This window comes from Janthinobacterium sp. 1L-D-8-B-C4 (assembly GCF_057291295.1).
The window spans coordinates 217349-229465 of record NZ_JBXAVX010000010.1 but is presented as its reverse complement, the minus strand read 5'-3'; the positions used below and the strand labels follow the sequence as shown (position 1 = coordinate 229465).

Sequence of the window (12117 nt, the reverse complement as noted above, 5' to 3'; positions counted from 1 at the left end):
CGCACCCCAGTCGAGGCTGAGGTGCAGTACGCATCGATTAAAAATCCCCCGCGCCGCGAGGGAGTGACTCTCCATTAAAACCGGGATACCTCAGACCCTCAGGGTCCGACCCCGGCCCTTCTGCCGTTGGGGTGAATGCTTACTTTGAATTATTCCTGCTTCAAATCCTCGGGCTTGATCGCCCACAGACCCGGCAGGTTGCGCCAGTAGCCATACGCATCCATGCCGAAACCGACCACGAAGCGGTTCGGGATCACCAGGCCGACGATATCGGCTTGTACCGGTTTTTTCTTGCCGATCGCCTTGTCGGCAAACACCGCCAGGATCACTTCGGCGGCGCCCATGTCGAGCAGGCGCTGCTTGACGTGGGCCAGCGTTTCGCCTTCGTCGAGGATATCGTCGAGCACGATCACGGTACGGCCCGCCACGTTCGAGCGCGGGATGACTTTCCACACCACTTCGCCACCCTTGTCGTCGTCGCCGTAGCGGCTCACATGAATGTAGTCGAACTCCAGCGGGAAGCTCAGCTGCGGCAGCAGGTTGCCGGTAAACACCACGGCGCCGCCCATCACGCCCAGCACCAGCGGGAACTCCTTGGTGCCCTCGGCGTTATAGCGCGCGTTGAGCACATCGGCCATGCGCGTGATCGACGCCTGCACGGCGTCCTGGTCGAACAGCAGCTCCGCGTTCTTGAGCAGATCACGGGCACGATTGTGATGAAATTCTTGCATGGACTCTTGCATGGCGATGATATGGCTGATGGTTAATGCCGATATTATCCCGCAATTGCTTCCTGCGTGCCATGCCCACCATCCGCGCTATGTGTAGTCGCGCACGTCGTCGATGATTTTCCCGTCCAGCGGCAAACTGCCCCTGGCCACCAGCCGCACTTCGCCGCGCAGCTTGGTCAGTTCGCGGATCGAGGCAATAATGCCTTCGACGCCCGCGCCATCGTCCAGCTGGTCGGTTTCGCAGTGCAAGGTCATCTCGTCGTTGGCCATGCGCCCCGACACCACCAGGCGCGCCTTGACGATCTGCGGATGGCGGCGCGTGATCTCGTGCACCTGCGACGGATGCACGAACATGGCGCGTACCTTGGTGGTCTGGTCGGCGCGCCCCATCCAGCCCTTGATGCGCGTATTGGTGCGCCCGCACGGCGAGGCGGACGCGTCCACCAGCACGGCCGACAAGTCGCCGGTGGCAAAGCGGATCAGCGGATAGTCGCTATTGAAGACGGTGACCACCACTTCGCCCACTTCGCCGGGCGCGACCGGCGTGCCGCTGCCCGGATGGACGATTTCAAGCAGCACGTTTTCATCGACCACCATGCCGGCATTGAGCTTGCCGTTGCTGGCCGTTTCATAGGCGATGCTGCCGATATCGGCCGAGGCGTAGGTCTGGAATACATGCGGCACGCCATGCTCGGCAAACCAGCTGCGCAAGGATTCGGGCAGCGCTTCGGCGCCCATCAGCGCCTGCTTGACGCTGCTGATGTCGGCGCCCATTTCGCGCGCCTTTTCAATGATTAGTTTCAGGAACGACGGCGTGCCGACATAGGTGTCCGGTTTCAGGTCGGCCATCGCCTGCACCTGCATTTCGGTCTGGCCGATGCCGGCCGGGATTACAGTGCAGCCGATGCGTGCGGCGCCGCCTTCGACCATGAAGGCGGCCGGCGTGAAGTGATACGAAAAACAGTTCTGCAGCAGGCCGCCAGCGCGCACGCCGGCGGCATACATGGGCCGCGCAAAGCGCCACCAATCCTGGCCGCGCCCTTCGGGATCAAAAATCGGGCCGGGCGACACAAAAATACGCGACAGCGCATTTTTCGGCGTCGTATTGAGGCCGCCAAACGGCGGTTCGCCTTGCTGCAGCTGCTTGAGGTCGGACTTGCGGGTGACGGGCAGGCGCGCCAGCGCTTCGCGGCTGGTGATGCCTGCCGCATCGACGCCGGCCAGGATGCGCGCCCAGCCCGGCGCGCCTTGCGCGCGCGCGATCAGCTGCGGCAGGCCGGCCATCAATTCGCTTTCGCGCGCCTCAACGGTGCGCGTTTCCAGACTGTCGAGCGTGTCGTTCATGTCAGTCAATCTCCAGATATCAGTGCGTGTTTGTCCGCGCGCCCGGCTGTGCGTGACCGCCAGGCGCGTTGCAGCTCGGGGTTTTGTTGATCAGGCCAGCCAGCGTTTCCTGCGGCGGTAGAACTTCATGTCGCGAAAGCTCTTGCGCCCGGCGCTCGACACGCCCAGGTAGAATTCCTTGACGTCTTCGTTGCTGGCCAAATCCTGCGCCTGGCCTTCCATCACCACCCGGCCGTTTTCCAGGATGTAGCCAAAGTCGGCATAGCGCAGCGCCACGTTGGTGTTCTGCTCGGCCAGCAGAAACGACACGTTTTCCTTGTGGTTCAGGTCCTTGACGATGCCGAAGATTTCTTCGACGATCTGCGGCGCGATGCCCATCGACGGTTCATCGAGCAGTATCATCGACGGCTTGGCCATCAGCGCGCGGCCGATCGCGCACATCTGCTGCTCGCCGCCCGAGGTGTAGCCGGCCTGGCTGGAGCGCCGCGTTTTCAGGCGCGGGAAATAGTGATACACTTTCTCCAGAGCGTCTTTCAGTTCGCCACGTGAAATGCTGCGCGTGTAGGCGCCCGTCAGCAGGTTTTCCTCGATCGTCAAATGGCCGAAGCAGTGGCGCCCTTCCATCACCTGCGACAGGCCCCGCTTCACCAGTTCATTCGGCGTCAGCTGGTCGACCCGCTCGCCCTTGAACTGCACTTCGCCCTTGGTAACGTCGCCGCGTTCGCCGCGCAATAACGTCGAGATGGTTTTCAGGGTAGTCGACTTGCCGGCGCCATTGGCGCCCAAGAGCGCCACGATCTTGCCCTGCGGGACCTGCAGCGACACGCCTTTCAGGACCAGGATCACATGGTCGTAGATGACTTCGATATTGTTGACCGACAAATAGGGCGGCGGTGCGGTCGGTGCTTGCGTGGCAGTGGGTGTCATGGCTGCTTCTTCAGAATGTCAAACAAGGGACCGGCGTGAGTGCCGGTCCGGTTTTTGTGCGCTTACTTCATGCAGGCGGGCGTGATCTTCTTCTCGTCCGCATACTTGCCCGACGATTCCTCGACCAGTTTGCGCACCAGGGCCTTGTCGCCGACGATCCATTTCGGCGTGATGGCGGTCCACTTCTTGCCGTCCCACTGCTGTACCTTGACGGCGCCCGAACCTTCATGGTCGTCGCAGCTGGTTTTCACGGTCGGGAACATGCCCAGCGCGCCGACGGCTTTCTGGCGCGCGTCGTCGACATTCAGGTTTTCCAGGCCCCAGCGCATCTGCTCGCCCGTGATCGGTTTGCCCTTGCCGAATTTTTCTTGCGCGGTGCGGATCGCTTCGACCCACAGGATGCCGGCCGTCACGCCGCGCATGTGGTAGACCGAACCGATGCGCGACTGGTCGGCCAGGTTGCCCTTGCCGGACGCGTACAGTTTTTTGCGGATATCGTCGAGCACCGGGTAGTTGCCAGGCGTGTTGAAGCTCATCGCGCTGTAGCCCTTGGCCGCATCACCCGACGGAATCGTGTCTTCCTCGGAGCCGGCCCACCACACGCCGAGCATTTTCTCGCGCGGGAAACCGTTGCGCTGCGCCGTCTTGATGGCCACCGAATTCATCACGCCCCAGCCCCACAGAATCACGTGATCGGGCTTGGCCTGGCGGATCTGCAGCCATTGCGACTGCTGTTCGCTGCCTGGCGGCGCGACCGGGATCTTGATCAGCTCGAAGCCATACTGTTTCGACAGTGCGTCAAGCACCGGCATCGGCTCCTTGCCGAAGGCCGAGTCGTGATACAGGTGGACGATTTTCTTGCCTTTCAGCTTGTCCATGCCGCCTTCCTTGTCGCCCAAATACTTGATCATGGCCGCGGCCTGGCTCCAGTAGCTGGAGATCAACGGGTACACATACGGGAAGACCTTGCCGTTGGCCGCATCCGAGCGGCCGTAGCCGATCATGGTCATCGGGATCTTGTCCTGCGCCACGCGGTCGAGGATGCCGTAGGCGACACCGGTCGACAGGGTTTCCACCAGGGTGGCGCCGCCCTGCTTGGTTTTCAGGCGCTCATAGCATTCCACGCCGCGCGAGGGGTTGTATTCGGTTTCGCATTCTTCCCAGCTGATCTTGACGCCATTGACGCCGCCGGCCTGGTTGACCAGGTTGAAGTAATCGATGATGCCGCCGTAAAAGCCCGAGCCGCCGGCCGCATACGGCCCCACGCGGTACGACGGCAGGGCGATGTACTGCTCCTGGACCTGCGCTTGCGCCGTGCCGGCAACCGTGAAGGCGGCAGTGGCAAAGGCAGTGGCCAGCATGAGCGATTTGATGTGTTTCATTGTGTCTCCTCTTTTTTATTTGGTATCAATTGAACCGACATCGACTGCAAAAATCAGTGCGGGAAAGGCCAGAGCCGCAATTTCTCTTTCGCGATCTGCCACAGCCTGGCCAGGCCGTGCGGCTCGACGATCAGGAAGAAGATGATCAGCGCACCGAACACCATCAGTTCCAGGTTCGAAGCGACGCTGGTGGGCAGCGCCAGGCCGTGCGCGACGATGTTCAGGAAAACCGGCAGCAGCACGATAAAGGCGGCACCTAGGAAGGAGCCGAGGATCGAACCGACACCGCCGATAATGATCATGAACAGGATGCGGAACGACAGGTCGAGGTTGTACGCTTCCGGCTCCACCGTGCCCAGGTAGGCATAGGCATACAGGGCGCCGGCCACGCCGCAGTAGAACGAGCTGACGGCAAACGCCAGCAGCTTGGTGCGCATCAGCCGGAAACCGATCACTTCGGCTGCCATGTCCATGTCGCGCACCGCCATCCACGAGCGGCCCACGTTGGAGCGGATCATGTTCTTGGCCAGCAGCGCCATGCCCGCCACGATGGCCAGCACCAGCAGGTATTTGCTTTGCGGCGTGTCGAACTGGTAGCCGAGGATCTGCATGCCCTGCACCGTCACCACGCCCGAGGAGCTGTAGTTGGTGAGGTAAGGGATCTTGGTCAGGCACCAGACCACGAAGAACTGCGTCGCCAGGGTCGAGGCGGCCAGGTAGAACCCGCGGATCCGCAGGGACGGCAGGCCAAACGCAATGCCGACCATGGCCGCGCACAGGCCGCCCAGGATGAACGACACCAGCAGCGGCAGGCCGGGCAGGCGCGCCATGAAGTTATACGAGGCAAACGCGCCGACCGCCATGAAGGCGGCCGTGCCCAGCGACAGCTGGCCGGCGTAGCCCGTCAAAATGTTCAGGCCCAGCGCTGCCAGCGCGAAGATCAGGAACGGGATCATGATCGCCGACAGGATGTAGGGCGAGGCGAAATACGGCAGCAGGAACACAGCGGCGATCAGGGTCGCCGTCAGTGCCAGGCGGTCCTGGCGGATCGGGAAGATCTGGTTGTCGTCCTGGTAGCTGGTCTTGAATTGTCCGGCTTCACGGTAGATCATGGTAAGTCCTTTGCAAGTGTGCGGAGTCGGGCGTCAGATGCGCCGGATGATTTTTTCGCCGAACAGGCCTTCCGGGCGCACCAGCAGGAACAGCAGGGCCAGCACATACGGGAACCAGCCTTCGATGCCGCCGCCTACCATCGGGCCGATATAGACTTCCGCCAGTTTTTCGGAAGCGCCGATGATCAGGCCGCCGACAATCGCGCCCGGCACCGAGGTAAAGCCGCCGAGTATCAAGACCGGCAAGGCCTTCAGGGCGATAAAGGTCAGCGCGAACTGCACCCCATTGCGCGCACCCCACAACAGGCCCGCCACCATCGCCACCAGCCCCGCCACGCCCCATACCACGGCCCAGATGCGCTGCAGCGGAATGCCCACCGCCAGCGCCGCCTGGTGGTCGTCGGCCACTGCGCGCAGGGCGCGGCCGACCTTGGTTTTCGAGAACAGCAGGGCCAGGCAGATCACCAGCAGCGCGCAGATGCCCGCCGCCACCACGTCGAACTGCGAGATGATGATGTTGAAGTGATCCATCAGGAACTGCATCGGCACGTCTTCGATCGGCAGGTCCAGCTTGTGCACCTGCGAGCCCCACATCAGCTGCGCCAGGCCTTCGATAAAGAAGGCCAGGCCGATGGTGGCCATGAACAGCGTGATCTCGGGCTGGTTGACCAGCGGGCGCAACACCACCCGTTCGATCGCCATGCCGAGAATGATCATGGCGACCATCGTCAGCGGAATGGCCAGCCACAGCGACAGGCCGAACTTGTCCATGATGCCGACGCAGGTGAGGGCGGCGAAAAACACCATCGCTCCTTGCGCAAAATTGAACACGCCCGAGGCCTTGTAGATCAGCACGAAGCCGATCGCCACCAGCGCATACATCACGCCCGACAGCAGGCCGCCGATCAGCACTTCAAAGAAAAAATTGATATTCATTGTTATCCCTGGTCTGATACTAGTGCGCTACACCCAAATACGCATTGATGACATCCTGGTTGCTGCGCACCTCGTCCGGCGTGCCGTCGCCGATCTTGCGGCCGTAGTCGAGCACCACCACGCGGTCCGAGATATCCATCACCACGCCCATGTCGTGCTCGATCAGCACGATGGTGGTGCCCAGCTGGTCGTTGACGTCGAGGATGAAGCGGCACATGTCCTGTTTTTCTTCCACGTTCATGCCGGCCATCGGTTCGTCGAGCAGCAAAATCTCCGGTTCGGCCACCAATGCGCGGCCCAGTTCGACGCGCTTTTGCAGACCGTAGGGCAGGCGCCCGACCGGAGTCTTGCGGATCGCCTGGATTTCCAGGAAGTCGATAATTTCCTCGGCCTTCTTGCGGTGTTCGATTTCCTCGCGCCGTGCCGGCCCCCAGTACAGGGCCTGCAGCAGAAAGTTCGATTTCATTTTCAGGTTGCGGCCGGTCATGATGTTGTCGAGCACCGTCATGCCCTTGAACAGGGCGATGTTCTGGAACGTGCGCGCAATGCCGGACTTGGCGGCCTGGTAGCAATCCATGCCGCGCCGGTGTTCGCCGCGGTAGATGATCTCGCCCTGCTGCGGGCGGTACACGCCGTTGATCACATTGAGCATCGAGCTTTTGCCGGCGCCATTGGGGCCGATGATGGCGCGGATCTCGTGCTGTTTCACGTCGAAAGAGATATCGGTCAGTGCCTTCACGCCGCCGAACGACAGGGAGATATTTTTCAGGTCCAAGATCACGGGACCGGTCTTGCGCTCGGTGCCGAAGTGGACGTCGGGTTCATTCATTAGCATCGTACCGTGCTCCATCATGCTGCCAGGCCCAGGGCCGGCCAGGTTTTGCTGCTCCAGATCTGCAGGTCGGCACTGGTCGAACCGGTGCGTCCATCCTCGAACTTGACCTGGGTCTCGATGAACTGCGAGGTTTTCCCTTCGTACAGGGCGGCAATGAGCACCGCGTATTTTTCGGCGATGAACTTGCGGCGCACCTTGCGCGTGCGGGTCAGTTCGTCGTCATCGGGATCGAGTTCCTTGTGCAGCACCAGGAAGCGGTGCACCTGCGTGCGGTCCATCAGCGGATCGGCCGCCAGTTCCGCGTTGACCTGTTCGATGCAGTCGCGGATCAGGCCATAGGTCTCTTCGCGCGCGGCCAGGTCGGTATAGCCGGCGTAGGCGATGCCGCGCCGCTCGGACCAGTTGCCGACCGCCTCGATATCGATATTGATAAAGGCGCAGACCTGGTCGCGGCCATGGCCGAAGGCCACCACTTCCTTGATGAAGGGGAAGAACTTGAGCTTGTTTTCGATATAGTTGGGGGCGAAGATGGCGCCGCAATTCATCTTGCCGACATCGGCCGCGCGGTCGATGATTTTCAAATGGCCTTCGCTGTCGAACACGCCCGCGTCGCCCGTATGAAAATAGCCATCGGCGTCGATCACTTCGGCGGTCGCTTCGGGGCGGTGGTAGTAGCCGCTCATGGTGGCCTGCGACTTGACCAGCACTTCGCCATTCGGTGCGAGCTTGACCTCCACGCCGGGCGCCGGCAGACCGACGCTGTCGAACTTGATATTGCCATCCGGTTGCAAGCACACATAGGCGCAGGTTTCGGTCGAGCCGTACAGCTGCTTTAGGTTCACGCCGATCGAGCGGTAGAAGCGAAACAGGTCGGGGCCGATGGCGGCACCGGCGGTGTAGGCGACGCGCACGCGCGACAGGCCCAGCACGTTTTTCAGCGGGCCGTAGACCAGCACATTGCCCAGCTGGTAGCTGAGGCGGTCCAGCAACGGCACCGGCTTGCCGTCGAGGATCTGTGCGCCGCAGCGCTTGGCCACGTCCATGAAATGGGCGAACAGGCGGCGCTTGATGCTGCTGGCGTCTTCCATCCGTATCATCACGCTGGTGAGCATGTTTTCAAACACGCGCGGCGGCGCAAAGTAGCAGGTCGGGCCGATTTCGCGCATGTCGATCATCACCGTGTCGCCCGATTCCGGGCAGTTGACGGTGAACCCCGCCACCATCGCCTGCGCCAGCGAAAACAGGCAGTCGCCAACCCACGCCATCGGCAGGTAGGACAAAATATCTTCGTTGTCGGTCAGCTTGTCGAAGGCCACGCAGCCAACGCCTGCCGCCAGCAGGGCCGTGTGACTCTGGCAAACGCCCTTTGGTTTGCCGGTGGTGCCCGAGGTGTACAGGATCACGGCCGAGTCGCTGCCGCGGCCCGCTTCGACGGCCGCTTCGAAAAAGCCCGGATGCGCGCTGTCGTATTCGCGCCCCAGCGCCTGCAGGCCGGCAAAGGAAATCAGCTCGGACTGGTGGTAGTGGCGCATGCCGCGCTCGTCGTCATAGGCGATATGCGCCACATGCGCATACATGGTTTTCAGTTCGAGCAGCTTGTCGACCTGTTCCTGGTCTTCGACAATGGCATACTGGATATGCGCGTCCTGCAGCACATAGGCCATGTCGGCCGCCGGCGCATCCTGGTACAGCGGCACGGGCACGCCGCCCAGGCTTTGCGCGGCCAGCATGGCCCAGTACAGGCGCGGGCGGTTGTCGCCGATAATGGCCAGGTTCATGCCGCGCTGGAAACCGATGGCGGCCAGGCCGCAGGCCAGCGCGCGGACCTCGGCGTTGACGTCCTGCCAGGTCCAGGTTTGCCAGATGCCCAGGTATTTTTCGCGGAAGGCGGGTTTGTCGGGACGGACGGCGCCATGCTGCACCAGGCGCCGGGGAAAAGTCGGCATTGCTGTATTGTTTTGCACCAGTGTCTCCTGTTGCGTGTCTCAGGCGCCACCTCATTGGGTGGCACTCTGTGTTTTTATGTGTAAGGCGTTTGTGCAATGATAGTAGCTTGCGTTGGTTTGCCGAGTTGTCTTTTCGGGGACATTTGCCCACTTTTCGATGGTGCGTCGCACAAATGAAAATAGTCGATATCAGTCTCAAGGATGCCGTGCGCGCGGCCAACTGGGCGCAGCTGCTGGACGCCGATCAACTGGCGCGCGTGGAAGCCGATACCGTGGAAGCGTTCGTGCCGAAAGGCGGCTTTGTCTGCCGCAAGGGCGAGCCGGCCGATTACTGGATCGGCGTCATCAGCGGCATGGTCAAGATGAATAATTTTTCCGCTTCCGGCAAGGCCATGACCTTTATCGGCGTGCCACCGGGCAGCTGGTTTGGCGAAGGTTCCTTGCTGAAAAACGAGATCCGCAAATACGACACCATGGCCCTGCGTGACACGCGTGTGGCGCGCCTGCCTGCGTCGACCTTCCACTGGCTGCTCGATACCAGCTTGCCGTTTACGCGCTTTTTGCTGATGCAGCTGAACGAGCGCCTGGGCCAGTTTATCGGCATGGTGGAAAACGACCGCCTGCTGGACCTGAACACGCGCGTGGCGCGCTGCCTGGCGTCGATGTTCAATTCGCATCTGTACCCGGGCGTGGACACCCTGGTGCAGCTGTCGCAGGAAGAGATAGGCTTGCTGTCGGGCTCGTCGCGCCAGCGCGCCAACCAGGCCTTGCAGGTGCTGGAAAAACAGGGTTTGCTGCGTCTTGATTACGGCGGCATCCGCGTGCTCGATCTGGACGGCCTGCGCCGCTACGAGGCCGATGATGCCAGCTGAATCGACCCGCGCCACAGCCCTGCGTGCGCGCCTCGATGGCGCCCTGGTCGACCATGCGCGTTTTACCGGGCCGCCGGTCGATTTGAGCGGCTGGACGCCAGAGGAATTGGGTGTGGTCTGGGGCGCGCTGCACCGCGCGGCGAGCTTTGGTCATGACGATATCGAGCGGTTCAAGCTGGGGCGTATGCTGCAAGAACAGGTGGCCGGGGCCAATCTGGCGCCGCTGCTCGCTGGCGACCAATTCCTTGATGCACTCGACGCGGCCGGTGATTACAGCGGCGAATGGGAGTACGTGGTCGCTTGCCTGGCCTGCCTGCAGGGTGAGGTACCGGCTGGCACGGCGGCGCAGGCGCGGCGCATTCTGGGGGAAAACTCGGGCTGGGCCGAGCGGCATTACCAGGCGTATCTGCTGGCGCGCCTGGCCGGCGGCGATGCGCCTGCCCTGTTCATGCAGGTGATGCAGGAGCGCCACGCACGCTATCCCATGTCATTGACCTTGCAGGAGCTGGAACTGCTGGCGCAACTGAAACCCGATTCGCTGCTGGCGCTGGCCGGTTCGCGCCACAGCAGCTTCTGGAATCGCGACAGCATCGGCGAGGCCGACCCGGCCGAAGTGCTGGCCGGCGACGCCGCCTATGTCGATTTTTCGCGCAGCATGCTCGAAGACGCGGCGCGCCATATCGCCGCCATCCACGACGGCAGCGTGCCGTATGCGGCCGACGCCGCCTTTGCCACGGCAGACTCGCCGGTGCTGGCGCGCGCCGCGCGGGTCGCGGCCTACCGGGACGATGACTGGTTCAGGCCCGTGATCACTACCTTGCTGCCATTGGCGTGCGTGGCGCCGGGCACGGCAAAAAGCGCGCCGTCGCAATCGCTGGCGATGGCGCTGGGCCATGCGGTGGAAACCATCCCCACGCCGGAAAGCCTGCTGGCCTTGCGCACGGCGCTGGCCAGTGTGCGCCATGCGGGCATCCGCAAAAAGCTCGAACGCAACCTGAAGCCGGCCGAAAGAGCGCTGGCGGAACGACCCGATATCGCCTGGCGGGCCGGCATGCCAGGCCCCATGGGCAAGCGACGCCAGGCCGTGCTGGCGCGCCGCCTGGAGGCGGGCTACGCCAGCGAGGTGTGGTTCAGCCTCGACCAATGGCGCGCCCTGCGCGGCGACGCCGATATCGACACAGTGGCGCGCGCTCTGGTCTGGCGCACGGGCGACGGCCAGGCTTTCATGCTCGACGGGCAGGGTGCCATCGATGCGCAGGGCCGGCCAGTGGCGTTGCCCGACTGCGGCGAGATCGGCCTGTGGCACCCCTTGCACGGCAGTGTGCAAGAGCGCGCCAGCTGGCAGGCGCTGGTCACGCAGCGGCGTGTGCGCCAGCCGCTGCGTCAGGTGTATCGCGAAATATATGAAGCACCGGGCGACGGCGGCGCCCCGTTTGCCGGCTACCAGCTGTCGCTGCGTACCTTGCTGGGCCTGGCGCGGCGCGAAGGCTGGCGGCTGGACCACGATGAAGGCCTGTCGCGCCAGTTCGGCGCCTGGCGCGTATTGCTGCGCATCGAGGGCCGCGTGTATCCGGGGGCGCAGGGCGCTTGCACGTCCAATGGACTGGAAGCGGCGCAGATGCGGCAGATGGCGCCGGTGGCGTATTCGGAGGCGTGCCGCGCGGTCGATTTGCTGGTCAGCGCCAGCGCGTTGGCGCTGGTCGAGGAAGAGCCGGACGCGCAGCGCCAACAGCGTCTGGCTCACCTGGCCAGTCTGGAAGCGGGGCCGATGGTGGGCATGCGGCGCGCCGTGCTGGGGCAGGTGTTTGCGCAGCAGATCGCTGCGGGCCGCATGGTCGTCGAAGCGCGCCACCTGATGGTGGGCCGGCACGCGATTCATCTGGCCACCGGCAGGGTCACGCTGGACGGCGCCGAAGTGGTGGTGGAGGTTACGGCCAAAGGCAGCAAGCTGGGCGCCATGCCCTGGCTGCCGCACGACGAGGCGCTGCTGGAAAAAATCGTCGGCCTGGCCGGCCAGCTGCTCAAGGGTTGA

Annotated in this window: 10 protein-coding genes; 2 read left to right on the top strand and 8 right to left on the bottom strand. The window is 63.1% G+C overall.

Annotated features, from left to right (window positions below):
* Window positions 1-149: 149 nt before the first annotated feature.
* The 8 genes from AC0Z42_RS18630 to AC0Z42_RS18595 form a co-directional block, all read right to left on the bottom strand.
* Window positions 150-731 carry a hypoxanthine-guanine phosphoribosyltransferase gene (locus AC0Z42_RS18630; RefSeq protein ID WP_485469675.1) on the bottom strand — a complete coding sequence of 194 codons (582 nt, stop codon included), beginning with the start codon at window positions 729-731 and terminating at the stop codon, window positions 150-152.
* Window positions 732-818: 87 nt separating this feature from the next.
* A complete protein-coding gene (locus AC0Z42_RS18625) occupies window positions 819-2075 on the bottom strand; it encodes a phenylacetate--CoA ligase family protein (RefSeq protein WP_485469674.1) in 1257 nt (418 codons plus the stop codon).
* Between the two features lie 90 nt (window positions 2076-2165).
* Window positions 2166-3002, bottom strand: coding sequence for an ABC transporter ATP-binding protein (locus AC0Z42_RS18620; protein WP_485469673.1), 837 nt, complete (start codon window positions 3000-3002; stop codon window positions 2166-2168).
* Window positions 3003-3064: 62 nt separating this feature from the next.
* A complete protein-coding gene (locus tag AC0Z42_RS18615) occupies window positions 3065-4384 on the bottom strand; it encodes an ABC transporter substrate-binding protein (RefSeq protein ID WP_485469672.1) in 1320 nt (439 codons plus the stop codon).
* Window positions 4385-4437: 53 nt separating this feature from the next.
* Window positions 4438-5496, bottom strand: a complete 1059-nt coding sequence (locus AC0Z42_RS18610) for a branched-chain amino acid ABC transporter permease (RefSeq protein WP_308923304.1) — start codon at window positions 5494-5496, stop codon at window positions 4438-4440.
* 33 nt (window positions 5497-5529) lie between these two features.
* Complete coding sequence (locus tag AC0Z42_RS18605) at window positions 5530-6426, bottom strand: branched-chain amino acid ABC transporter permease (RefSeq protein ID WP_485469683.1); 897 nt, start codon at window positions 6424-6426, stop codon at window positions 5530-5532.
* A gap of 25 nt (window positions 6427-6451) precedes the next feature.
* On the bottom strand, window positions 6452-7267 hold the full coding sequence (locus tag AC0Z42_RS18600; RefSeq protein WP_485469671.1) for an ABC transporter ATP-binding protein: 816 nt from the start codon (window positions 7265-7267) through the stop codon (window positions 6452-6454).
* A gap of 14 nt (window positions 7268-7281) precedes the next feature.
* A complete protein-coding gene (locus AC0Z42_RS18595) occupies window positions 7282-9213 on the bottom strand; it encodes an AMP-binding protein (RefSeq protein ID WP_485469682.1) in 1932 nt (643 codons plus the stop codon).
* A gap of 173 nt (window positions 9214-9386) precedes the next feature.
* Here AC0Z42_RS18595 and AC0Z42_RS18590 point away from each other — a divergent pair, with 173 nt between their 5' ends.
* Complete coding sequence (locus AC0Z42_RS18590; protein ID WP_485469670.1) at window positions 9387-10085, top strand: Crp/Fnr family transcriptional regulator; 699 nt, start codon at window positions 9387-9389, stop codon at window positions 10083-10085.
* Window positions 10072-12117 (top strand): DUF4132 domain-containing protein, encoded by a 2046-nt coding sequence (locus AC0Z42_RS18585; protein ID WP_485469669.1) that lies wholly within the window; start codon window positions 10072-10074, stop codon window positions 12115-12117. The genes AC0Z42_RS18590 and AC0Z42_RS18585 overlap by 14 nt, the downstream gene beginning before the upstream one ends.